Source organism: Yoonia sediminilitoris, from assembly GCF_003058085.1.
GTDB classification, from domain to species: Bacteria; Pseudomonadota; Alphaproteobacteria; order Rhodobacterales; family Rhodobacteraceae; genus Yoonia; species Yoonia sediminilitoris.
In genome coordinates this window covers 1-25553 of record NZ_QBUD01000022.1, presented here as the reverse complement: position 1 = coordinate 25553, position 25553 = coordinate 1, and the positions used below count along the sequence as shown (strand labels likewise).

General features: G+C 55.1%; 13 protein-coding genes and 2 pseudogenes. 9 read left to right on the top strand and 6 right to left on the bottom strand.

Annotation, left to right across the window (positions count from 1 at the left end; all coding sequences use genetic code 11):
- Positions 1-297: 297 nt before the first annotated feature.
- Positions 298-943 (bottom strand): annotated as a pseudogene (locus tag C8N45_RS21695) (IS6 family transposase).
- Between C8N45_RS21695 and C8N45_RS23820 the strand changes: the two are divergent.
- Both C8N45_RS23820 and C8N45_RS21690 read left to right on the top strand, forming a co-directional pair.
- The gene (locus C8N45_RS23820) at positions 866-1108 is read left to right on the top strand and encodes a hypothetical protein (protein ID WP_245882802.1); all 243 of its coding nucleotides are present in this window, start codon (positions 866-868) and stop codon (positions 1106-1108) included. The pseudogene C8N45_RS21695 and the gene C8N45_RS23820 sit on opposite strands and share 78 nt — an antisense overlap.
- A gap of 35 nt (positions 1109-1143) precedes the next feature.
- On the top strand, positions 1144-2391 hold the full coding sequence (locus C8N45_RS21690; RefSeq protein WP_108388947.1) for a M23 family metallopeptidase: 1248 nt from the start codon (positions 1144-1146) through the stop codon (positions 2389-2391).
- Between the two features lie 264 nt (positions 2392-2655).
- Here the strand turns inward: C8N45_RS21690 and C8N45_RS21685 are convergent, their stop codons facing one another.
- Both C8N45_RS21685 and C8N45_RS21680 read right to left on the bottom strand, forming a co-directional pair.
- Positions 2656-5625 carry an SNF2-related protein gene (locus C8N45_RS21685; RefSeq protein ID WP_108388945.1) on the bottom strand — a complete coding sequence of 990 codons (2970 nt, stop codon included), beginning with the start codon at positions 5623-5625 and terminating at the stop codon, positions 2656-2658.
- On the bottom strand, positions 5625-8591 hold the full coding sequence (locus C8N45_RS21680) for a hypothetical protein (RefSeq protein WP_133176030.1): 2967 nt from the start codon (positions 8589-8591) through the stop codon (positions 5625-5627). The genes C8N45_RS21685 and C8N45_RS21680 overlap by 1 nt, the downstream gene beginning before the upstream one ends.
- A 277-nt stretch (positions 8592-8868) precedes the next feature.
- On the opposite strand from C8N45_RS21680, the gene C8N45_RS21675 reads away from it, so the two are divergent.
- From C8N45_RS21675 to C8N45_RS21660, 4 genes are read left to right on the top strand one after another with little or no spacing between them, the layout of a single operon-like run.
- Entirely contained in the window at positions 8869-11112 is a 2244-nt protein-coding gene (locus C8N45_RS21675) for a UvrD-helicase domain-containing protein (RefSeq protein WP_245882800.1), read from the top strand.
- A gap of 25 nt (positions 11113-11137) precedes the next feature.
- Positions 11138-14335, top strand: a complete 3198-nt coding sequence (locus C8N45_RS21670) for a helicase-related protein (protein WP_108388939.1) — start codon at positions 11138-11140, stop codon at positions 14333-14335.
- Positions 14332-16152 (top strand): MrfA Zn-binding domain-containing protein, encoded by a 1821-nt coding sequence (gene drmB / locus C8N45_RS21665; RefSeq protein ID WP_108388937.1) that lies wholly within the window; start codon positions 14332-14334, stop codon positions 16150-16152. The genes C8N45_RS21670 and drmB overlap by 4 nt, the downstream gene beginning before the upstream one ends.
- Before the next feature lie 2 nt (positions 16153-16154).
- Positions 16155-17828 carry a nuclease-related domain-containing DEAD/DEAH box helicase gene (locus C8N45_RS21660; RefSeq protein ID WP_108388935.1) on the top strand — a complete coding sequence of 558 codons (1674 nt, stop codon included), beginning with the start codon at positions 16155-16157 and terminating at the stop codon, positions 17826-17828.
- A 206-nt stretch (positions 17829-18034) separates the two neighbouring features.
- Here C8N45_RS21660 and C8N45_RS21655 read toward each other — a convergent pair.
- Both C8N45_RS21655 and C8N45_RS21650 read right to left on the bottom strand, forming a co-directional pair.
- Positions 18035-18741: pseudogene (locus C8N45_RS21655) on the bottom strand (IS6 family transposase).
- A 57-nt stretch (positions 18742-18798) separates the two neighbouring features.
- Entirely contained in the window at positions 18799-20328 is a 1530-nt protein-coding gene (locus tag C8N45_RS21650) for a DNA cytosine methyltransferase (RefSeq protein WP_181868968.1), read from the bottom strand.
- Positions 20329-20395: 67 nt separating this feature from the next.
- Between C8N45_RS21650 and C8N45_RS21645 the strand changes: the two genes are divergently transcribed.
- Entirely contained in the window at positions 20396-20872 is a 477-nt protein-coding gene (locus C8N45_RS21645; RefSeq protein ID WP_108388959.1) for a very short patch repair endonuclease, read from the top strand.
- A 571-nt stretch (positions 20873-21443) separates the two neighbouring features.
- Positions 21444-21644, top strand: coding sequence for a helix-turn-helix transcriptional regulator (locus tag C8N45_RS24050; RefSeq protein ID WP_108388931.1), 201 nt, complete (start codon positions 21444-21446; stop codon positions 21642-21644).
- Positions 21645-21761: 117 nt separating this feature from the next.
- Here C8N45_RS24050 and C8N45_RS21635 read toward each other — a convergent pair whose 3' ends face one another.
- A complete protein-coding gene (locus tag C8N45_RS21635; protein WP_108388929.1) occupies positions 21762-22850 on the bottom strand; it encodes an HNH endonuclease in 1089 nt (362 codons plus the stop codon).
- Between the two features lie 491 nt (positions 22851-23341).
- On the opposite strand from C8N45_RS21635, the gene C8N45_RS21630 reads away from it, so the two are divergent.
- A complete protein-coding gene (locus C8N45_RS21630; RefSeq protein WP_108388927.1) occupies positions 23342-25162 on the top strand; it encodes a hypothetical protein in 1821 nt (606 codons plus the stop codon).
- The last annotated feature ends 391 nt before the right edge of the window (positions 25163-25553 follow it).

Sequence of the window (25553 nt, the reverse complement as noted above, 5' to 3'; positions counted from 1 at the left end):
TTAAGAGCTAACCCTAGAAAGAATGAATACAAGAAGTCGGAAGAGTTTCTCAATAGCAGCAGCCGACTCATGACGTGGCCGAGTGGTCGAAGGCGCTCCCCTGCTAAGGCAATCCACAGTGATAACCTCCAAGAAAAATCTGTCTCTCAGTGCGGCGTGGGTGGTCAACGTGGGTGGTAGCGTTTTTTGCTTTCCACTCAAGTTACTGATTTTAATGATTTATATATGTTTTGCCACAAGTGGCGGTGGTGTCAGACCAATTCGAACCAGTCTCAGTTTGCCCCAGAATGCATGAACTTATGTGGAACAAAGCTGACGCCACTCAGAGAGTGCGGCGGTTCGGTTGAGCTTGAAGTTGTCGCGTGAGTAGAGGTGGCGTTCCTGGTTGAAATGGTTGTGTACAGAAGAGTGAACGGCGGCGAATTTCTGCAGACATCGCACTTGTCTGAAACGCAGCATCGCCCGTTCTCGTCGTCGAAATGGCAGATGTGAATTCTCAGCGCGATTGTTCAGCCAGCGGCCGGTTTCCTGACATTTGTGGTTTCCAACAGCTTTCATTGCCGCGCCGTAGGACCGCAGCTTATCCGTTACGATGATTTCAGGTTGGCCGTACCGCTTCATTGATTTTCTAAGGAATTTCAATGCTGCTTTGCGATCACGGCGCTTTGTGACGTAGCTTTCCAATACCTCGCCTTCGTGATCCACAGCGCGCCAAAGATAGTGCGAATCGCCATTGATCTTAACGAAAACCTCGTCCAGGTGGCCATTGCCAGTTTGAATGGGATCGCAACCGACTGACCCGGTTTCTGCGGATCTCAGACGCAAACATCGGACCAAATCTGTTCCACCAAAACCGGACTGTCTCATGGCTGATTTCGACGCCACGCTCATGAAGGAGATCTTCGACATTCCGCAGCGAAAGTGGAAAACCAACGTAGAGCATCACGGCCAGGCGGATGATCTCGGGGCTGGTTTTGAAGTACTTGAATGGAGAGCGTTTTGTCATCCAAAGAGGCTAGGGTGGTATCCCGCCCGCCTCAAGCGGGTTTTGTCTGACAGCGCCTCATTGACGGATCGCCTGCCAATGCAGCATGCTCGCCGGACTTAATCTTATTTTTTTCCTGTTATTGAAGAGTTTTTATCATGCCCCAACCACATATAGCTACTAAATTTCAACATCCTGTCGAAGAGAGGTTCATTCTCGAATACGAGAGCGGCGAAATAATTGAGAACAATTTCGGCCAATACTTTCCTGCGCTCGATGCCTACCATCTTGGAGATGACTACTTCGTGGGTGAAGTTGAGGTCGGCGTCATCGCCAATGGATACGCGATCGAATCCGGCAAAAACGCGGGCTTTGGAAACTACGTCGTTGTCCGGCACGACATGCCCAATGGCACTTCACTCTACTCGCTCTATGCCCATTTGAAGGATGGCACCGTGACCGTCGGCGAGATCGAGAAAGGATCCGGGATCGAAGTGAAAGTTGATATCGGAGACACCTTGGGTATTGCCGGAAGAACCGGGGAGGGCGCGAACCAGCACCTCCATCTGGAGATCAGTGACTACGGCGACAGATTTACGCTTGAGGGCCCGGGAATAGACTACGCCAATGGTTACGACGGCGCCTACAGCCCCGCCTTCGCATCGCCGGATGCCGTCGCTGAGAGCGCGGATGAACTTGACATCCTTGCCCCGGGCTATGGCATCTACGATCCAAGCGTCTTCATCGACAGCCACGATACCACTGGCAAGGTGATGCAGGCGTTCGCTCCGAGTGGGCCGACCATGTCTTCCAATGACCTGGATATCCCCGACAATAGGCCAGAGAGTGCAAGATCCGACTTCGTCGATCCAGGTTTCGAAGATGGCAGTCTTTCCGACTGGCAGACCCTTGGTTCTGTGACGGTTGAGTCGCGCTTCGACATTGATGGAGATCTCAACCAAAGCGATCTTCCGACCGAAGCCTCCGAAGGAAGCAATTTCGCGGTTCTGACCACAGGTACTCAAACGAGCGTATCCGAGATAGAGGCACTGCTGGGCCTCGGGGAGGGAGCTATCGCCGAACGGACGGGGACGAACCCGACCGTGGGATCGGCCATCACCCGCGAGATCGAGATTTCAGGTGGACAGGATTCATTCTACTTCGACTTCTATTTCGACTCGGGCGACTATGACCCTTTCAACGACCTGGCAATCCTTGTGATCGATGGACAGATCGTGCCGCTCTCGGATGTCTTCGTTGCCGGCGATTTTGGCGACACTGGCTGGACCAATACTGGCGTCACCCAGCTCGAAAGAGGCACGCACCAGGTCGGTCTGGCCGTTCTGGATTCCGAGGACGACCTGTTCCCGTCCGCGCTCTACGTGGACGACTTCGTCTTCGGATAGGTCGGACGGGATGCTGGAGTTCCTTCAAGGTCGCGACGCACTGTCGCTTGGAGGATGTCGCCACAAGTGATGAATAGCGCAAAGACTGAGCGCCGCTGACAGGATCAGCGGCGCTCTTTGGTTTTGTCATCTACAATGGCGCCAAGCAAAAGCGTCGCCGGTGCGCGCCGCATAACCAAACCAAACAGATAAGCAAAACTCTCTCTTAGTTTAGGCCGCTATTGGTTCCAAAAACCCTGACGACGGACACAAGGTTGTGAACAACTAGGTGTCAGTGATGAGCGCTAGCAAGATGCTAAAAGGCTGCGGAGACTTTGGGAGCATCCTTCCTGAACCATATTCTTGTATATAAGCTGATGCCTCGGCACTCATGACCCGCGCCATTGATAGTGAGCGCTCCAACGCTGCTACCTGACCCTGCCAAAGCTCTACTGGTCCACTTTCGGGCGGAGAGCTTCTACGACGTTCAAGTGCCAGTTCCCTGTTTAGAATCTCGGCCTGGAAGTGTCCGAAGATTTGCATGGCGAGGTACTCAAGAGCGGGACGGGAGCGCTGCAAAGCCTCGGATTGATAACGTGTCGCCTCTGTATTGAGTTGACTGAGCTGGCTAGACCTCACTGCGCGCGTAACCTCTGGCTTCTCAAGAGCGGATCGTGGCGTTTTCCCTCGAGCTACTGCATTTTTGGTCGACGACGTTAACGGCTGCAGGCAAAGATCAACTTGCTCAGTCGATAATCCGGTCCAGCCATCCTTCCCTTTGACGGAGCCGATGCGCAACATTTGCGCCGGCACTTCAAGCCGCACCCTGCGCTGAATTGCACGCAACATGACCTGCAAACGCCGACGGTCGGCGGTCAGCGACTTTCTTTGAGCTTCGGTCGGTGCTGACGCCAGGATCTCATTTGCAGCGAGCGACCAAAGTGGCGGCAGAAGCTCGTCGGGAAAGGGATCCAGACTAACGAAAGTCGCTATTACGATCGGCCCGATGTCCCGTGCTGGATGCCCTTCTGGAAGCCGCACGCTCGTCTGGACAACTGGCTTCGTGGGTCCAAATTGTTCCATGACGCCGGTCGAGTAACCGTGCACCAAAGCGTCATGCAAATCGCCCCCATGATCGAGAAAATGCAGTGGGCGAGCGGACTTCGAACCCTCTGCGGATCGCTCGCCATCATCAGTGAAAACGCCCTTGCGCGGAGGAGCGGTAATAGCTGAACGCCGATAAATGAAAGGCACATGCCCCGTCATCCAGTTGTCCCGAGACGCTCCCGGCAGCAAGAATGGACTGTCACCTGCACGCCCCCTCTCGCCAACTCCGTGGTACCAGATTGTCTGGAAACCGTATCCGTCCTCCTTGTCGACACGACCTCCCACATCGAAATCGGTCGAACTCGAGATTGCCCTGAGCCATGCGCCTATCGCGCGCTCTTCCTTGCGTATCGGCGTATCATTTGGACGCGCTCGATCATTCATCATTGCGAGAGCTGGGCACGGCTGCTCATGCCAACTTTCGTATTCTGACGACGCCCGCCTCAGTGTGAAGGGATCAGCTGACGCAAAGCGAGTTTGCAGACCTGTCCCCTTACCAGCGAGCGGTGATACGCCACGAGTTGTTTGGCGTTTGATTGCAGCTTGGCCTAGTGAAGCTTGAACCTCAGTCAACTCGGATGGCGATAATGGAGGAAGAGGTGAATCGAAAACTCCAAGGGCCGAAACCAAGTCGGCAATTGCTGCTTCTTGCGAACCTTCAAGCAGGATCCGCCAAATCTCAATTGCACGCTTGGCCCCCTTTCTATCACCTGTTGAACGGAGCCGGTCGACTCGACCGATCAACTGATCAATACTGTCAACCTCCCAAGGCAGAGAGAAAAAGATGATGCCTTGTGCGACGTGATGAAGATTGAGCCCTGCTTGCACCCAATCCCCCACAAGTAACAGGCGGCTTTCCCCGGACAGCATAGGAGCAAGTGTCTCTTGAATTTCTCTCAGGTTGGTCACGCCTTCGACGTCAGTCGAAGCGGGACGGCGCAAGACCGAGATCGCATCCGCAAGATCGGGAAAGTAGCGAGGCAGCGCTGTCCTCAGCATATCGATGGTCGGGTTGTCACCACATACAATGATAAACGCCTTGTCCGGATTCCCGCCCCACTGAGCTGAGAGAATGTCGAGGAGCGCGTCCAGGCGGCTGTCTCCAGGGTTCTCGAGCGAAGCAATACGCGCCTCTTCCGCCATCTTGCCGAGAGTGCCGCCACGCGTGGTCAAATCAGCCAAGACCGTACGCGCAGCCCTTGCGCTTCGCTGAAGAGCTTTGACTGACGTCCATGCCGAACCTTGAAGTCCCTGCTCGGGATCGGCGTCCTGGAGAAGCATACCGGCAATTTCAAATCGCAACCGCTCCGGTGCCAAAGGCTGAATTCGGATTTCGTGGTTCCTTCGTTGAGGAAGGTATTCGCCCCAATCTGCGCGTCCGTTTCGTATTACCCGCCGTCCCGCCCCTGCTCGAACGAAGCCATTGGTTCTTTCGAGCAAATCCTCCGGGTTGCGTAACGCTAAAATGGCCTGCGCCTCGCGATCTTCCAGAATCTCGTCAAGCGGTCGGCCCTCGATTCTGGCGCGAAAGGCAGCTTCAGGTTCGATCATCCGCAGAATGGGATCGCGCCACGAGGGATCGCCAAGTCGGGGTGTGGCCGACAGTACCAGCACCTGTCGAAACTCGTCCGCAACTTGCGACACGAACTGGATTGCATCACGTGGCATGGTTTGCGGCTCGTCCACGATCAGCAAATCGAAGACAGTAGGGTCAGCGCTAATAGTACGTGCTTCCTGTCCAGTTCGAGTCATAAGATCACGCGGTCTGGCCAACGTGATTGGCGAAGTCTCGTCATCGCTTCCGTCAATGGTCCCGGCTATCGCGGGCATTACATGACCACGAATCCAAGCCTCCTCTTGCCATTGGGACAAGAGATTGTCCGGTGCGATCACGAGAGTTCTGTGCGACGGATCTTGCCATCGCAAGGCATTGATTATCATCAGTGCCTGGACTGTCTTCCCGAGGCCGACCTCGTCAGACAGCAAATGCCGAATATGGCTGTCGCCCAGCACCCGGCGTACAGTCGCAAGCTGATGAGGTAACGGATCGGCGGCGGCACCTAGAGCGCCTCCTAAGCCAATGCCAAGCGCGGATGTTTTGCGACGTAGAGCCTGTAGCCCGTTTATGAACCGCAGATATTGATCCATTACATTGGGCTCCCGTCGGGCATGTCCAACAGAGCCAGTTTTCGCCTGAGTGCAACGTAGCGGACAGCGCGGCTGGTTTGTATGTCTGAAAGGCCCTTTGCCAGAAATCCGGGCCACTCATCTGCTTCAATCATCGCTCGCGGCGAAAGCCACAATTGCAGCATTGTCCGCAATTCGGCCCTACCAAGCCATCTAAGCCCCGGCCGTCGGAAGGCATCGACGTGGCAGGAGTCGAGCAGATCCACAAGATCGTCCTCGGTAAGTTCAGCATACCAAGTGTTCATCAGTGCCTTCCATCGCGGTTCTGGCAGGATAAGGTGCCTGAACATTGGTAGAAGCGGGATGTCCCGAGCTTGTTCCAACGCCTTGCGCCATGTCGTCGAGGAACGGGCCATGTCGACTTCTTCGAATGCTTCACGGCCGCCAGCTTGCACGTGTCTACGCAGATCCTCATATGCATCGATGACCGCGAGATCGAGGTCGCCAGCAAGTTCGTCGTCCAATCGGGCCAGCGCGTCTGTTATATCGGGTACTGTTTCCCTCAGACGTGCGATCAGCCGGTCCCGAAGAAAAAGCTGGTCCGAATTGGATTTGATCTCTGGCAGATCGTCGCCTGTAACAAGACCGAGCGCCTCAGCACTTCTCAAAAGTGCGCCGTGTTGAGACAGGATCGAAAGATCGATGCCAGATTCGAGCTTGCGCCATGCCACGCCACAGAGTAGCTCGATCAGTCTTTCTTCCAGAGATTCAACAACTGACCAGCGTCGCCAATTACCGAATTGTTCGCTGACTTGGGCCAGTTGCCATGCAACATTGGCACGCGCGAGGTCAATCAGGCCAACGCCGTTATTCCGCGAGCTTGCCTCTCGCAAAAGTGCGGGAATTGAGATGGAATCGGCTTCGTGCATACCAATATGAAACTCTGACCTCTCAGAGATGATCAGGCCGGACGTTAGCGCCCCGTGATCTTTAGCATCGGGGAGAATAAGCCGAGTTCCTGCAGGGACGCTTTCTGACGTTCGAGGGATCGGAGACTGCAGGGTTGCAACCATGGAAGGCAAAACCCTGCCATCTTCATTTGTACTGATCCATTGATCCAAGTCCGTATCATGGTGAAATTCACGGCGCATTGGAGGTAGCGAAATGGTGAGTTGCACAAGACCATGAACATCGACTGTCAGGCGCAGGTGGGAAAGGCCCGCAGAGGCTTCAGCCAGCTGCGCCCGCAGTGCTCGAATTAGGGGTGAATGCCCAGTTATTCGAGCAGGAAGTCGGTCAATGACACCCTCAGAAATCACCTCGGGTTTCCCTGCCGATCGGAGCCGTAGCCTTACCGGGACTTCCTCAAGGTTGAGCGGTGCCGTAATGATAATTTCCAACCGCCCAGCCTCCAGATCGGAGATGTTGGCGTTAGCGGGAAAAATACTGATTGATGCGGGCTCCAGATCGGGTGGCTCCACAACTTCGAACTCGACTCGATCACGATCATCGCCATCTGCAGGTCCAACCCAATGCCTGCCTACATCAGGCTCAAAGACGGACCAGTCATCCTCTTGGAGTCGAAGTGTACCGCTGGCAGGCTGAACCCCGTCAAGCAGCAATTTTCGATCTGTCAAGCTTTGCGCGGCAAGTACTGGAACGCCACGAAGAAAACTGTTTTCAGCGCCCGACATTAGCAGACCGAGAAGTTGTAGCGACGGCGTCTTATCGGAAACCTTGAAACCATTTCGTCGCAGTAGTTCGACATCAGCTCCCGAAGATGTCTCAAGCCAACGAAACTCTGGCGTGCCATCGTGGTCGATCCGCAGGAATTGGATTATTGAGGCATTTGCAGCAAGGGCTTCGTCCGGAAAGATGGCGCGGGCAGTCCGTTCGCCCCGCTCGATGAGGAAGAAAGCTGATTGCCGAGGCTGCAGACTCTCAAGCGCCTCATAAGAGAGACCTTGCTCGACATGTGCTGCATCGCCACGGGATAGAGGGTCAGTAGGCATTTCGGTGACCTTGCCAAGCCCGATTTCCCCACCAGCAAGAAATGAACTGAGCGCGATGGTCTTATCGCTTCCTGCAGCTCTTATCCGGTCTCCCTGAATACGCAACGCGGCAATAACGTCATCACGCGATTGGGACGGCAGCGCAGGCCCTCTGACCAGAAGCTGATTTGGCACGCTGTCAACAAGCGTCATTACGAATTGAGACGGCACAATTGCGGTAACACGAGCTGATCTTCTTGCTGCAGCCTTGCGTGCTTCCGAAATTGCGCGATGTGAACTAAGGTCTTGTCTTATGTCATTGTCAATCCGCTGCAAGATACCCTTAGAAAGCCAGCCTTCTGCATCTGGCGCAAGAAGACGCCGCAAGACCTCTGCGGCAATCTCTTCCTGTTGCAACCAGTTCTCAAAACGACGACTGGCATGCCCGGCAGCCAGCATCTTGAGATGCTCAAGTAGGCCTTCCAGATTTTCCGCCGAGATCCCCGCCCTAACGGATCGTCTCAGGGCATCCGTCAACTGAGGCTGTATCTCCAACGGAACTAACGCGTTGCCAATCGGCCAAGCGATATGTGGGAAATGACGTTCCCAAGGACTGTCACCCGGCCTTGCTAGTCGAAAATTCCGATGTCCCAGATCAAACAAGCGGGACAATCCTGAACGGAACGCCGACCCGGCTTCCACGCCGAGCTCCTGAGCCAATACCGGCCAGAAATCGGTACCCGTTCCACGGTACCGGTAACCCACCTCAGTGGCCATGACGAGAAGAGGCAGATAGCTCCAGGACCACGCAGCTCCGTGTAGCTGGGGATCGGCTTCAAGCTGACCAGAGACTGCTGTTCTCAGCCCTTCCAGTGCGGCTTCGTCTAGGCCATGCTCAATTGCAAAAAGAGGAAGCTGGTCTCGCGTACCGGCAAGGTCTGCGAAATGATCGGCAAGTGCCTGATGTCTGTCTCTTAGAGCGATACCGATATGCATTTGCTTTTCCAAAAACACCAGCACTGCCGCAGCAGTTTAATTTTCATAAGTAATTGACGGTGAGAAATAATAGATCAAAGGTGGACCACTATAGATTGAAACGTCAATCTCGTTTTATTGTCTTTGTTATTTTTTGAGGTTTTTATTGAATTTTGAGTCCGAATTTGGCTACGGCCTTCGCGTTCCTTCTGGGTCCGGACCTCGCGCCAGAAGAGCGATTGCGGATTTGGTGCGCCGTGTCGTAAGTGCCCGCCGTGGAGTCAGTCGGATTGCTTTGTTGGAATGGATACAGCAGTTTATTGAGGGACCAAACCGTTCGGAAGCCTCGGCACTCGTCGAAAGCGTGATCGATGTTCTGTGTGAGATCAAGGACATCGGTTTCGGAAAGACACTTGGCGAGCCAGTCCTTGTGGCTTTGCCCGTTCGTCGTATCGCCCTGCCTGACGGCAAGGTCATTGCGATAGGAGATCATCGTATCGAAAACGGCGCGGGTTCTGAACATCTGGTACCAGAGGTTGATCAGACCGCGACCGAGACTCTGATCGATTTTCTCGACTCCTTCGAAGGCACGGCTGTCCTGATCGGAGCCCCCGCTCTTTCTCCGAAGGGACGATGGACCGGCGATGGTGCAATGGCTTCAGCGCTTCGTAGAGCGCTAACACTGAGCGGCGTGTTCGATCCTGTGACCCTAGAGTGGTCTACGAGCGAAGTGAATGCAGCTTTCATGAATGATTGGTTTGGACTCGGGGATAATGTATCAAGCACTAAAACCACTTCGGCCTCCGATACAAGCCAACTGCGTGTGGCAAAAGCGGCCGCTGGGTCTCGCATGGTTGTTGAAGCCGGGCCTGGCGCAGGCAAGACTCACGCTGCCTGCGAGAGGGTCATTGCGCTTGTACAGGACGAAGGCCTTGCACCGTCACGCGTATTGCTTCTCAGTTTCACTCGCGTTGCTGTTGCCGAGCTGATCGCTCGCATTGCTAAGCGATTGCAGGATGTGCCAAATGTGGCGGCACTCCAGATCCGTACGTTCGACTCCTTCGCCGCGCGAATGCTTTCGGCCTCGAACTCTACCTCTCCGGGTGGTTATGACGCCGCCATCCAAGCTGCGGCTCGACTTCTGAGGTCAGACGATCCGCTTGTGGCAGATGCGATTGGACAGCTGGAACACGTCATAATCGACGAAGCCCAAGACCTCGTCGGCGACCGAAAAGAACTTTGCGAAGCACTGGTGTCATTGCTGGATTCCAGCTGCGGTATCACGGTTTTTGGGGATTTCGCGCAATCGATCTACGGATATCAGCAGCGTGAAAAGTCTGGTTCGACATTTCTGACCGAAATCGTTCAACGCGATGATTTTATCTCTGACAGGCTGGAGTCGGACCATAGGACTAAAACATTGGCTTTGCGGGAGATGTTCCGCGTTGTTCGCGAAAACTTGCGGGATGATCAAGGCGGATCTCGCGAGGGCTACTTCAACGTCCGTGAGCAAATCAAGGCCGCCGCACTTGAAAACGAAATCACTAGGTTCGCTGCGCATTCTTCAACGACACGAGGACTGATACTGACACGAAGCCGCCGAGGGCTTTTCACGGCGGCTGAAGACATGAGGTCCGCGGGCCGCCGATTCCGTCTCCGATTGCCAGACCGCCCGCTGCGTATAGAACCTTGGATTGGTGCCATTCTCGGCGCACATCCGGCATCGGAGAGCATTTCGCGCGATGCTTTCGGTGTCATGCATGAGATGCTTTTTCCGGCCGCCGTACGCGATGTCGATGAATCTTGGGAGATTCTGCTCGATCTCGATGGATCTGGTCGCGATAGTATCGTGGTGGGGCGTGTGGCCGATGGTCTAAATGAGCCGCCGCTAGAACTACTCAGCGATCATGAGGGCAATGCAGGACCTTTGCTTTCAACGATACACGCCATCAAAGGTCGTGAGGATCAGCGGGTGATGTTGCTGCTCACCAAGGCGCCGCACGGCGAAACTGTAGACTGGGGCGAGGAAGCGCGCGCATTGTACGTCGGTGCGACCCGCGCGAGCACGGAGTTGCGCACTGGCTGGATCAGTCCGGTTAAGTTTTACACAACGGGAAAGCCTGAACGGTATTGGGCAGCCCGCGCTGATCATCGGTTGATCGAAATAGGCCTTGAGCCCGATCTCGTCGACTGGCTGGAGTTCCTTCATTCGGGACATGTCATTAATGAAGCCGAGACAATTGCCAGAATCTGGCAGGCTTCGATCAAGGAACCCAAGGTTGTGGCAATTCCGGACTCCGAAGGCCGGTTGATCCTTCGGTTCGAGGGCGAAGAGGGATATGCAATTGGCGTCCTTTCTCCCGATTTCGCCGAAATGTTGCAGTCGATCAGGCAAGTTGCACCGGATGCCGCCCCTCCAGAATTAATTTCGGGTATTTCGGTTGTGGGGGCAACCACAGTGGTCGTTCCGGGCCATGCTGGTGAACTGCCGGGCCTTGTGCTCGCGCCCTTACTGGGTGGCTTTGCCCGGATCCCCCGCTGATCCCTTGGAATTACGGAGTATAAAGATGGTCGATGTGCGAGATACGCTGATTGAACGGATGAAAGTCGATCTGATCGGCCCTGAAGCCCCAAATGAGCTGATTTCAGATCGGCCGACAGATCGTTATTTAACGGGGATTCTTTTTCCACCGCGCACCAGCATATCAGCTGAAGACGACGATGAGGCGAGTGATGCTGACGATGCAGATGGCACCGGTACTGCGCTGGATGGTGTAAAGGCAGCTTCAACATTTCGCCCCAGTTCAGCAGGGCTGTCCTTCGCAGTCGGGTCAATTGGCACGGCCCCAAAATTGCGGGTGAAGGTTGAAGGTGCGCGTTATCGGCCAGAGGGTGCCGAGGTTATCAAGGACAAAGCACTTTCTGTGATTGACGGGGGTGACGAGGGAGCTTCGCGGACAGGGCGAGCTACGCACTGGCGCCGTGAACCAAAAATGGCAGTGATTGATGATCTCGACCTCGAAACTATGAGGGCACAGGCCGCTCCTGCTGTAAGTCTCAGCGGCAGCGGCCTGCCGGGTGTTACGCTTCACTGTCGTGTGGCTCCCTGGGGAGATATTCTCCTGGTCACGCTAGCAATTACCAATGACATGAAGCCTGCCGCGAAGAAAAGCCGTGCAGCAAATGAGGAAGCTACGCTATTTCAGGTTTCGCTTTCCGTCGAATGTATAGACGATTGTCAGTTCGTCCCCAAACCTGATCAGGCAGTAGCCACCACCATGGACGATGACGGTCGATCTTCATCTCTGCTCTATCGTAATGTGCAGCAATGGGCCGTGGGGCATACCTGTTCAGCCATGTGGGACGAGCCGGAAGATGGCACTGTCCGGAGCGTCATTACCAGCTGGTTTCCGGAAGCGATGGTTCATGTGATCAGCGCTGCGGGCGATAGCGAATTCCAAGACGAACATGTGAAGGCGCAGATGGACGCTGCGTTTCTTGCCTCGCAGGAAAAGGTCAGACTGTGTAGTGGCCTGACTGCATTCGTCGATGCCTATGGATCATGGATTTCAAGAATGGAAGAACAGGTGCTGTTCCTCCCGGAGCAGTTCTCCGACCAAGGCAATCTGCATATGAAACGTTGCCGTGCGGCCGAGACTCGAATGCGTGCGGGCATTGCTCTTCTTGAAAGCTCGCCCGAGGTCTTGGCGGCCTTCCGCCTCGCAAATACCGCCCTTGCGCTGCAATATTCGTGGCGGATAGATCCCGATCCGCCCGAACTTGTCTGGCGGCCGTTTCAGTTAGGGTTCGCGCTGCTGAGCCTCGAATCCATTGCCAATCCGGAATCGTCTGATCGAGAGACAATGGATCTGTTATGGTTCCCGACCGGCGGCGGCAAGACCGAGGCCTACCTGCTGTTGACCGCTTTCACGATCTTCTTGCGTCGACTTCGTGCGAATGGCGAACCTCTTGGTGCAGGGGTTACCACCTTCATGCGCTATACCCTCCGCCTGCTGACGATTCAGCAATTCGAGCGCGCTGCCGCCCTGATCTGCGCTTGTGAGATGGTCCGGCTTAGCAAGGTGGAGAATGGCGCGGTCCAGCTGCCTGATCATTTCTTGACTGACGCGCCTATTTCGCTTGGGCTTTGGGTCGGTGAGGGTGCGACTCCGAATAGCTTGGCAGATGCCGAAAAGGCGCTGGATACAGAAGGTGAAAGCTCTCCCGCCCAGTTGCGGAATTGTCCATGCTGTCATGGCGTTCTTGATTGGACCATTGCGGTCGACAAAACCCGTGTGGAGTTAAGATGCCGTTCAGGAACATGTGCTGTTGGAAGCGCCCTCGGTCAGTTGCCGATATGGACGGTTGACGAGGATGTCTATCGCGAGCAACCCACCCTAGTGATCGGCACGGTCGATAAGTACGCCCAGATCACGCGCAATCAGACCTCTGGCCGCCTGTTCGGCTTAGGCACTCCAGCGGCACCACCCGATCTGATCATTCAGGATGAGTTGCATCTGATTTCAGGGCCGCTTGGAAGCCTTGCCGGTCTTTACGAAACTGCGGTTGATGAAATGTGTCGCGCTCGAAGTGGGCACAGGGCGAAGGTGATCGGGTCGACCGCCACCATCCGCAGGGCGGAGTCACAGATCAGTGCCCTGTTCGACCGCGGCTCGTTTCAGTTTCCACCACCTGGTCTCGACCACGCAAACTCCGGATTTGCCATTGAGAACAGAAAAGTTTCAGGCCGTCGATATGTTGGCGTAACAACTGTAGGAAGGTCGGCCAAGTTTACCCAGCAGGCGGTAGCAGCCTCGCTCTTGCAGGCTGCGACTGATCCAGTGCTCGGCAAAGACGAACGCGATGGCTACTGGACTTTGGTAAATTACTTCAATTCACTGCGTGAACTGGGTGGAGCGCTCGTTCTGATGCGAGACGACGTCGCACGAAGCGTGAAGGACTATGCCTCGCGCAGGGGAAATGAGACAGCGCGCGAAGCTGCAACCCAGATCGAGCTGACTAGCCGGGTCCGTTCAAGCGATATCCCGCGATTTCTCAAGGACCTCGAGCGTCATTGGAGTGATCCGGACCACATCGACATTGTCCTAGCGAGCAATATGATCTCAGTAGGTATGGACGTCTCGCGTCTGGGTCTGATGGTGGTAAATGGTCAGCCGAAAACAATTGCTGAGTACATTCAGGCAACGAGCCGAGTCGGCCGCAGTCAAAAAGCTCCCGGACTGATCATCACGCTCTTCAACGCCGCTAAATCCCGCGACCGCAGTCGCTATGAGACCTTTTGCAGCTGGCATCGCAGTCTGTATCGCGATGTCGAAGCGACGAGCGTGACTCCTTTCGCTCCACGGGCTCGAGATCGAGCATTGCATGCGCCATTCGTTGCAATGATACGCCACCTCGTTGATGGGATGGCCGACCCCGGAGCAATCGAGCAACATCAGCGCGAGGCCGAGGCCCTTCTAGACAAGGTCGTAGAGCGAGTCGAAAGAATCGATCCCACCGAAGCAGTTGATGCGCGCAAGCAACTCAACAAGTTTCTAGATGACTGGTTCGATCATCACGGCCTGAAGGATTATTGGAACGACTTCGGAGACGCACTTCTCACGTCAGCAGAGGCGGCCGCAGTGCGTGGGAACAAGGCCCGCTTCGAAAAGCAGACACCTACTCCAAATTCCTTGCGCTCGGTCGAGGCGTCAACGTCATATGTTCTGCTTGAAGGTGGACAAGAAAGGGGTCCGAGGCAATGAAACCAATTGGCAAGATCCGTCGCAGTCAGGTCCTTACCGGCAATGGCCCGGGGGCGATTATCGATTTTCGCGGAGAAGATGGAGCACCAATTTCCGTAGTCGCGGCGGGACTCGAGGCATGGGACCAACTTTCTATAAAGAAAGGCCTGCTGAACGACCAGCGCATTCATCACGAGCCCTTGCAGGCGCGGCTGCAGGTCAACGGCTTCAGACTGCCTCCTGTGGGAGAGGAAAAGATCGGTAAGGACAAAAGGCCCCGTTTGGTGCCTTCTTATCGTTTTCCGGATTGGCATGTCTGTCCAAAGTGCAATCTTCTGCAGCGCAGCAGATTTTGGGGTGCCGAGATTGGGAAACCTGAGCTTTGGTGCCCGACCTGCAGCAGCGGGCGCGGTCGGCGCCAAAAGAAAGTTTACGCGGTTCCTGTACGATTTGTCGTCACCTGTCCCGCTGGTCACTTACAGGACTTCCCATGGATGTCATGGCCCAAGCACTCCGAGTCTTGCTCGCGGAAGAAAGCCCTGAAGCTGATCGGCGATGGTGCTGGCCTCAAGGGGCTCAGTGTCCATTGCACTGAATGCGAGTCCGAGCGCGACCTTGACGGTGCCCTGTCGCCTTCTGCGCACGCCAACTTGAGATGTGACGGAAAGTCACCATGGCTACAACTACCAGCGACTGGTTGCAACCACCACCCTGTTGCAATCCAGCGCGGCGCGTCAAACGCTTATTTCCCCGTGATCGCATCGGCGCTCGATGTTCCGCCATTCGGTGGCTCATTCCGAGATATGCTGGAAGATTTCTGGCCAGATCTGGTTGCATTGGACGACCGATCTCAGCTTCCCGACTATGTTCGGAAGCGAATTCTCCTAAATTGGCCAGACCCGGATGTCACGTCAGAAGAATTGACATCTCGGATTATTACGCTTCTGAAGATGCTGGACGAGAAGACTGGCGACCTACGGCCAAACGAGCATCTCATGTTGTGCTCGGGAGGACCAGACAACGAGGCGTTTGCCGAGTTTCAAGTCAGCCACCAACATCTTCCTTATGAAATGAACGGCTTGCTGGACCACCTCGTGTCGGTAGAGCGTCTTCGCGAGGTTCGGGCTCTGCAGGGTTTCACGCGACTAAGCCCAGTTGAGGCAGGAGATAGCAGTTCATTCATCGCTCCACTTTCGGAAAGGAAGTTGAACTGGTTGCCCGCGATAGAAGTCCGAGGTGAGGGAATCTTTATCAGCTTCGATGAGCCTCAGGTCATCGAGTGGGAGAACAGACCCGAAGTCATAGCGCGAGCCGCTGATGCGCATTCAGCGGCAGAGCGCTCTTGGAAAGAGCACAATAGCGAAGATCGCCCTTTTCCACTTGCGATTTCAGCGCGCTTCTTATTGATACACACGACCGCGCATGCTCTCGCAGAGCGCCTGTCGCTAGACAGTGGATACTCCACAGCTTCTATCCGCGAAAGGCTATACGTTTCGCCGGGCCCGGGTGGCATGTGCGGTTTTCTTTTGTACACATCGGCCCCAGACTCTGATGGAACACTAGGGGGACTGTCCCGCAAGGGACGAACGAGCGAGCTTGGCCCCATACTCCTTGCCGCATTGCGGGACCTCGAATGGTGTTCGTCTGATCCGCTCTGCAGTAGCGGTATTCTCTCCCTTTCTGAGGGTTCCGGTTCTGCCGCTTGCCATTGCTGCACGTTTATCCCCGAAACTTCCTGCGAGCATTTCAACAGGCACTTGGACCGCGGAATGCTTGTCGGTAAGCCGGATCAGCCAGAAATTGGTTTTTTTCGGGCTCTGCTTGAAGGGAAGATTTGACCATGGCACGGATCTATCCGAAGCAGCTGCCCAAGCATGTTTTTGACAACCCAAAGTTGTCATCCGAGGTCCGCGTATATGAGCGTATCCGTGACAAGTTACCAAGCGACTTTACCTGCTATTACTCGCGGTCATGGCATGAAGCCGATGATCATGGTGCCGAATTTGATGGTGAGGCAGACTTCATAGTTGCACACGCGGAGTACGGTCTGCTGTTTCTCGAAGTAAAGGGAGGGCGTGTTAGTTGTCGTGAGGCAGACGGCCAATGGCTGACTGAGGACCGGGATGGCTTCAAGTTCAAGATTAAAAGCCCGATAGCACAGGCGCGCAGCAGCAAATACCACTTCCTCAAGCGTCTTAATGAAAACAAGAGGCTCGGGCGACGCTTTCTTCGTGTTCGACATGGGGCAATTCTTCCCAACAGTGCACGGCCGAAACGTCCACTGGCGCCGGATGCCCCTCTTGAAATCATTGCCTTTGGAGACGATTTGGAAAATCTAGACAAGTGGATATTGCGCCGCATGACCGAAGGCGGCGATCCGAGGGAGAAACCCCTGGGCCTCGATGGCTTGAGGGCGCTGGAGGAATTGCTCGCAAGCCACTTCGAGTTGCGGGCACATGTTGGCTTCAGCCTTGCCGACGATGCGACGACTATAGAAAGACTCACGGGGGAACAGGCCTGGATTCTTGACTCCCTGGAAGACAACAGAGAGATGGCCATATCGGGCGGTGCTGGTAGCGGGAAGACAGTTCTGGCGATCGAGAAGGCTATAAGGTGCGCGGCCGAGGGCCGCCGAACTCTCTTGACCTGCTTCAATGCGCCGTTGGCCAATCACTTACACGACGTCTGCCAAGGCAATGAACTCCTTGTTGTTGCCAGCTTTCACTCGCTTTGCCGTTCGCTTGCAATAAAAGAGGGAATCGTGCTGCCTTCGAATGCTGGTCAGGCGCTGTTTGACACCCATCTTCCAGAAGCACTGGTCGAAGCGATAGGTAACAATCCAAACCTCGGTTTCGATACTATTTTGGTGGACGAGGGACAAGACTTCCGTGACTCTTGGTTGAATGCACTCCGGCTTGCCGTCAGGGACATAGATGAGGGACGTTTTTACGTATTTTACGACGACAATCAGCGCTTGTTCTCTCCAGAGGATGGGTTCATTTCCGCCCTGCCAAAGTCATCGATCGCACTCACTCGAAATCTTCGAAATACAAAGCGGATTCACGAGCTCATGTCTAAATGGTATGAAGGTCGGCGTAGCACTGCGGCAGGGCCCGAAGGGGAAGTCATAGGCTTGCTAGAGTGCCGAAAAAGCGAAATGGCGATGGAGCGCGTAAACGAGCGCATTGCGCAACTATTGCGCTCCGGACAAGCCAAACCTGGACAAATTGCGGTGCTTACTGGCTCCGGCTCAACATCGATGGCTGCGCCAGAAAAGATCGCGGGGGTTCCAACATGTCAATCCGACAAAATACACCCCGACCACATTGTTTTTGATACTGTGCGTCGCTTCAAGGGATTGTCTCGCCCTTGCGTCTTCCTTGTTGGGATTGAGGAGCTGACTGACTCCGAACTGATCTATGTTGCCACCAGCCGGGCCAACGTCTTGCTAGAAATGGCGGGAACGCCTGAAGACATCGCTCGGATGATGCAGAATACAGTGGATATTCACTGAAATCGACAACGTTTCCGACAGTGCTGTATCGGACGGTGAAAGTGCTGACCGGTGCGCTTACATGGCGACTGCATACGGACCAGATCGCATCCGCACGGCGTGGCTATTAAGATTGATTTCAGGCGTTGGAATGGGTTCACGATGGGCTGGTGGAGTGGTGTCAGACCAATTCGAACTAGTCTCAGTTTATCTCAGCACGCGTCAACTTACCTAGAACAAAGCTGACGCCACTCAGAGAGTGCAGCGGTTCGGTTGAGCTTGAAGTTGTCGCGTGAGTATAGATGGCGTTCCTGGTTGAAATGGTTATGTACGGAGGAATGAACGGCGGCGAATTTCTGCAGACATCAATTTGCCTGAAGCGAAGCATTGCCCGTCCTCGTCGTCGTAACGGGAGGTGAGAATTCTCTGCCCGATTGTAGAGCCAGTGGCCTGTTTGCTGTCGATCGGCGTTGCCAATGACCTTCATGGCAGCGCCATAGGACCGCAAATTATCGGTCACAACAATCTGCAGCTGGCCATAACGCTTCATGGAATTTCTGAGGAATTTCAAAGCTGCTTTGCGATCCCGGCGCTTTGTGACATAGCTTTCCAGCACTTCTCCTTCGTGATCCACAGCACGCCACAGGTAGTGGGTCTCGCCGTTGATCTTCACGAAAACCTCGTCCAAGTGCCATTGCCAATTTGAATAGGATCGCATCCGACTGATCCGGTTTCGCCTGATCTCAGACGCGAACATCGGGCCAAATCTGTTCCACCAAAACCGCACCGTTTCATGACTGATTTCTATCCCGCGTTCGTGTAGCAAATCTTCCACATTCCGCAGCGAAAGAGGAAAACGAACATAGAGCATTACGGCGAGGCGAATGACCTCGGGGCTGGTTTTGAAGTACTTGAATGGGCAGCGTTTTGTCATCCCAAGAAGCTATGGCGGTGTGCTGCCCGCCTCAAGCGGGTTTTGTCTGACAGTGCCTTAAATACTCTTAAGGATTAGCTGAGCGATTTGCCGTGCAAGAAACGGCGGCACCGCGTTTCCTACCTGGACATACTGCTGGGTCCTATTGCCCAGGAACAGGTAGTCGTCGGGGAAGGTCTGCAACCGGGCGGCCTCGCGCACGGTCAGGCTGCGGCACTGTATCGGATCAGGATGGATGAAGTAATGTCCATCCTTGGAGATATGGCTTGTGACCGTGGTCGCGGCCGCGTCGGCAAGTTGGACTCTAAATCGATCGTTGAAGACGCCGCTGTGCCAGTTCCGATGATCCGGGCTCAGCGCGAGGGGAAAATCGGCGGCCTTTGGGCTATAGCCGCGCACTGCTCCGAAGACAGCGGCGAACAGATACCGTCCCAGATCCGACGCCATGTGTCCGCGCGTTTCGTGCTGGGCAATGGCGCGCAGTTCTGGCCGCTCAAGCCAGCGCAGCAATTCATCGTTTGAGGTGCCATAGCCATCCGGCTGGCATGACGCTGTCCGACGGCTCTGCGCTTCCGACTTCATTCGCTTGGCAACGGATGAGAATGCCTCCCGAAGCGGAGCATTCTCTTTCCCCTTATGGATTTTGGCCAGAAGTTTCGCTGCTTCGACAACCTCGTTTCGCCACGCCGATGAATCGTCTCGACCACGACTGATGCCGCTGCGCAGTTCGGGCATCGTCCCGATCACGTCGCTGACCGTTCGCGTCAGACCCGAGACCGCAATCTCGGCGCGCGCAGCCTTGCCCGCAAGGTCGGACCGGATGCCGACGATGATCACCCTGTGGCGTCGTTGCGGAACTCCGAACTCCTCAGCCCGCACGATGAAATCAGATGGTCGTGCGGCTTCTTGCAGGCTGGCTTTTCCATCTTTCACCCGGACTGCCCGAAGATCGTAGTGGTGATCCTGGCCCGTGCCGAGCGAGGACAGATCCTCCATCAGCATCTCGAAGACAAGTTTGCTTTCGATAGTCGAGGACAGCATGCCCTTGACGTTTTCCATCACGAAAGCGGCGGGACGAAGCCTGTCGAGTACGCGAATGTACTCTCGGAACAGGTAATGCCGCTCATCCTCTTCAGGCACATAGCCGATCTTGCCCTTGGCCCGGGCGCGCCCTACCAGGGAATAAGCCTGACAGGGCGGTCCGCCGATCAGAATCGTATCGTCATAATTTTTGCGCAGCTTCGCGATGGCACCGTCAATCGCCGTCGCAGCTGCCTCAGTGCCGAGCTCGAGTGCACCAGCCTCATCAATGGCAAGCTGCCACGCTTCGGCGTCGACTGCTGACCAATCCGGCTCGGGGGCAAGCCCCGCGTGAAAATCGATGAACTGATCAGGCAAGGTGCCGTGAAGCGCCCGGTATTCACGCAGGAATGCGCGCAGCGTCAGGGTGCGATGGGCCGATGCCTCTTTTTCGACCGAGATGCCGATTCGGAACGGCGCATGTCCGTCCTCGACGAGGGAGGCAAATCCCTCGCCAAGTCCGCCTGGACCGGCGAACAGATCGATTATGCCGAAAGTGGCTGACAAATCAGGCTCCTGACGAAATTCATTCAGTCGGTGTATAATAGGTTCCAGATCGAAGACCAGGGTGCACGTGACCGATATCGTAGACAAACAGACCCGATCCCGAATGATGGCCGGGATCAAGGGGAAGGACACGAAGCCCGAATTGGTGCTTCGGCGGGCACTTCATGCGCGCGGCTTCCGTTACCGGCTGCATTCGAAGACTGTCCCCGGGCGACCTGACCTCGTGTTTCCGAAGCATCACGCAATCGTCTTCGTGCATGGCTGCTTCTGGCACCGCCATGAGGGCTGTCGTTACACAACCACTCCATCGACGCGTCCAGAGTTCTGGCAGGCGAAGTTCGACGCGAACGTTGCGCGGGACAGGTCGGTGCACGATCAGCTGCTTGATGCTGGCTGGCGTGTGGCAACAGTCTGGGAGTGCGCGCTCAGGAGACCGGAGGAGACTACATTGGCAGCCAATCTCTTGGCCGCTTGGCTCCGCAGCAGTGCTGCCGAAATCCAAATTGGGAATGCAGATGTCATCGCCGACGAAAATGCAGGATGATGTGCTTCAAGCTGATTGAAATTCCGATCCGAGTTCCAAGTGGCCGAAGGAGACTGGCGTCGAAGTCAATTTTCGACCCTCGAAATAAAAACAATAAATCATCTACTTACAAGCTATTCGCTAAATCGACGCAGTCATGAGGTCTGGAGAATATCGGCGCTGAGAGACTGCTTCCGGCCCTCTCGGCACATGGGCCAGTGCTCAGCCCAACCCGCATAACCCTTGAATATAACGGAAAAAATCGGCCGCAGCCGGATCGGGAGAACGCTTTCGCGTGGGCAAGTGGCGGAGGGAATGACTCGCACTTTAATTCGGCTATTTTGACAGTTCGGATCGAGTCTAAATACCACAACAATCCTTGCAATCTTGAGAAAAGTGTCCGACCCCCTTCAGATGAGCCCCGCCCTGTGCCGAAGGGTCCGACTTGGCTTCGACGGCATGCGCCATTTTACACTTGCCCCGCCTGTTTCGGACATAGCCTCTCGGCACTCAACATACCGACTTGAATAGGTTTTCTTCTCACGCCTTCGTTCTCCTGCGACCGAAGTGAGTTGCATAAAAGGAGACGAAAATGAGCGAAGTATGTGTGAATCAAAAAGAACTAGCGGCCCGCTGGAAGATCAGCCATCGAACACTTGAACGCTGGCGTTGGGCCCAGGAAGGACCGAGATATCTCAAGCTAGGCGGACGGTTCGTGTACAGGCTGTCTGACGTGGAAGCGTTCGAACGAGAAGTCACTATGGCGACCAAGGATCAGCCCTCCGGGCCTTAGCTCCCGCACGTACCATCTCTGAATCGTTTCCAACACTGTCTGACGCGTTTGCTGGCTGAAGACCGCTGATATGAAAAACTGGTCGAAGCTACCGATTTTGTGGCTACAGGCTGTTGGTCAATTGTCGGCGGCCACGCTCTTCATGATGCGATGAACGTAGCGGTGGCAATTAGCACAGAGGCACTGGAGATCGTCGAGTCGCGTTTCATGCCTGGTGCCCATTTCTGCAACTGCCGTTTTATGATGATGCACCTCGATGCAGGCTTCGCCATACTGGTCCCCAAACACTACTACGGGGTCCATTTTGCAGCGTTCGCAGAAGAGCCGCCCATGCTTGCGGATGAATTCCGCCTTCTTGGCCCTCGACAGTCCATGCCCGCGTTCGCGGCGGAGGTGGGTCAAAAGTCGAACGTTGCCTTCGGTCCAAACCTTGTCCCCGGCAGAGAGTTCCTCGGCAGGATCAATGGTCTCTCTCTTCGGCACGATGCGGTATCCGGCTTTCTGGAGGATGTCGAAGCAGGGAGTGCCGAGACCTGCTGAGAAATGGTTGGGGCCGACAATACGACCGAGGGCAAGGCTGGCAGCTTGTCCAAAAACTGCCTTGGGCGGAAGTGCAAGACCCGCATCAGTTAGAAGATCATAGTCAGTCGATGGTCCATAGTTTTCGCTAGGTCCTTCGAGCAGGATGTTTGAGATGGCCTGCCAGACGTGCTCGGCTGTCACCTTCCGCAGTTGCTCCGCCGAAAGCCGCACGGCGTGTCTCGGAACGCTCCTGTCCTTGGGGATAGCTCCTATGGCGTGCGCAATGTCCCCCGTCGACCGGGCGCCAATTTCGATCCGGATGCGCTTGTTCGAGTTGCCTCTACCTGGACCGGCATCAGGCAACCTACCAACAGCCTGCATCCGCCGGCTCATGCGAGTAAAAAGTTGCTCGCTCGTTTCGGGCAGATCATCTCGAAACAGTATCTGGCGCTCTCCTAGCGGCATCTGCTGAACGCGACTGCTGTCCACCCACGCGCCTTCGATCTCGATGCTCTGGTCGAGAAGGCGCCTCAGGATGAGCCGCAGGGCAGTGCTATAGTCGCGATTCCTCGCGTTGGGCGAACCTGCTGCTCCTCCACGGCTACGAAGAATGATGGTTCCGCTTTCGACCTCAACGGTCGCGTCCAAGGGCAGACCCTCATTGTCTGTAACGACGAACTCCATACGCTGATGCTAGACGACAACACGTGCTGGCCGAAAGTCCCCATTTTTTCTTCGCAAACTTGCTTGGTTCTGGTATCTTCAGGTCTGTTCAAACCATGAAGTCATCATGAGTGTCATTCTACTGAACCGCTCTCCTAATTCGTTGACACCAAGCGCACCGAGTTGAGCGATCGAGAGTTCGCCCTCAGCAGTCAAGCGCTTTTACCGCGGCTACATGCGAGGCTGGGCTTCCGTGACGAAGCCGCGTGGGAAGACCACAGCCAAACCGAAGTACAAGAGGTGAGGAGTTCAGATTATGGTGGAGCGAGGTGCCAGTGGTGGCGATCAGAAGGCCACTTTAAGTCTACGCACCAATATAGCGCCTTGGGTGTTTTCATAACGCTTGCAAACGCTTAACGTGCTCTCCAACCGGGCCCTTCCGATCCCAAAGAAACCTGTAGACTTGCTGGAGCAGTGGATTGCCAGAGAACAAGAACCCTCATGTGTACAGAATGGCACGGTTTCTGCCGTTCGATCCCTCGCATGATCAGATCTACGAAGAATATCAGGTAGCACGTGATTCACTCAATCTCGACACTGCCGCATTTGACTATGTGCTGAATGCAGCCAAAGCGGGAGCTCACGTAATTGTTCTTACAGGCGATGCGGGCCACGGGAAAACTCACCTGTGCCGCCGGATAATCGAAAGCTTCCTCGGCTATAACGAGGAAGAGGCACGAAAATTGATCAATGAGGCTTGCGACGGCAGGCAGGTCATTAAGGATAAGTCCGGCACGGATGCCGCTGGCGCTTTGCGCATCTTCAAAGACTTTTCGGAATTTTCTCCGCAGATTGCGGCCGATTTGGTTGAAGATTCCAACACCGACGATGCAGTCACAATTATCTGCGCCAATGAAGGACGCCTTCGCGCCGTTCTGTCCGGCAAAGAAGCCGGACAGTATTGTGCTGAACTGCTCAGGAGTTTCGACGCGTCCTTTGAGGACGGTAAAGCAAGTCGCGATGGGCGCGTTCATATTGTGAACCTCAACCACCAGTCCACTGCAGCTGGGAGCGATGGTCAGTCACTTGGCGATCTGGCACTTCGTGACTGGACATCGGGCACCAGGTGGAGGAGCTGCAACGATTGCGATGCGCGCCACGCCTGTCCGATAAACCGCAACAGGGAAATGCTCTCCGAACGCGTCGACGGAGAGGTGGCGGTAACTAGAAAGGCGAAACTGCGTCTTCTGTTCGCGACGCTTGAACGGATTGGCTACGTGATAACTATCCGGGATATGCTGATGGCATTTGCGTATCTGCTGACAGGCGGTCTGAAGTGTGAGGACGTCCACAGGATGAGACGTCGCCATAGGAGGGGCTGGCAGCAGGCTTACGCGTTCTACAATCTCGCGTTCGAGTCTCCTGATACAATCTCAAAAGAACAACTCAAACGCCTGCCTCTGATGCAGCAACTTCCAAAGCTTGATCCGGGGCGTAGGGCCTTGCGAGAGATCGACGAGCGCATCGTAAACCAACAGGAAATCTTCACTGGCGGGCAATTGGACCTGCAGTTTCCGGCTCCCTCAACATCGGATGAAGACCTGATCGATGCCTCGCAGGGAATTGATGAAATCATCGGCGACCCCCGCAACAAGAAACAGAGAGCGGAGGAAGCGGAAAATGTTACCCGGGTGGTGAGGGCGCTTAGGCGCCGCGCATACGTGGATGGGATAGGGAGTACGACCTTGGACATGGTCCACCTCGGTTTCCCGTATGGCGCCGATTTTCTCCGTGTAGTTTATGACCAGATGGATGTCCCGGCACGAGCCATTCTGAAGAAACGCGTGATCGCTGGTCTGCATCATATTCAGGGTCTTCAATTTTCAGAGCAAACCCCAACACTTCACCTCGTTGATCCTGCTTTTGGACGATCAATGTCGGGGACCGCGATACTAGCAGCTAGGATCAAGCCAGCAAACGTCGATTTGCTCAGGCTATCGGAGAAATGGGGGAATAGTGATGAGGTCCCCTACCACGTAAAGAAAAGCGTCGATTGGATCGACCGTCACATTGTCCTACGGATTGTTGATCAAAAGAGTGAAAAGCATGATCTCCAGCTCGATCTAATGACCTTTGACTGCATTCTAAGGGCCGCGGCGGGCCACGTGCCAACAAGATTTTACGAGCACGACATTCGGCGCGTCGCAATCTTTCTGGGGCGCATTGCACAGGCCGCACATTCAAGTTCGGATCAGATAAATCTCATTCGAGATGGTCGCTCCCAGACCATTTCGATTGATGGAAGCACCATCCAGGTCGGTGCAGGAGCCTGAAATAAAAGTAGGTTTAAGAATGAATAGTGAACCGTCAGAAAAAGTCCGTAAGGGCCCAGATGTCTCTCGAGAGTTGTTCGGAGGCGTTCTCGATTTCGATGCCGCGGGTCACTATCCGGGACTTGAGCTTTTGAACTTCGTCTATTGCAGTGAAGGCAATAATCCGCTCCCCTCGCAAGAAGTTGTTAAGATCACACGTAGATCCCATGATTTCGGACGACGACTAGTCTGGGATGGCAACTTCAAAGATGACTCGCGACGTCACGATGTGCTTCTCAACGACACAGACGCGGAAGTGTCCGTCGTCAGGGTTTTTGGGACCAAGAGCGTCCGAACCTAAGAGAGAGTTTGGCTCATCTGTTTGGTTTGATTATGCGGCGTGCTGGCGGTG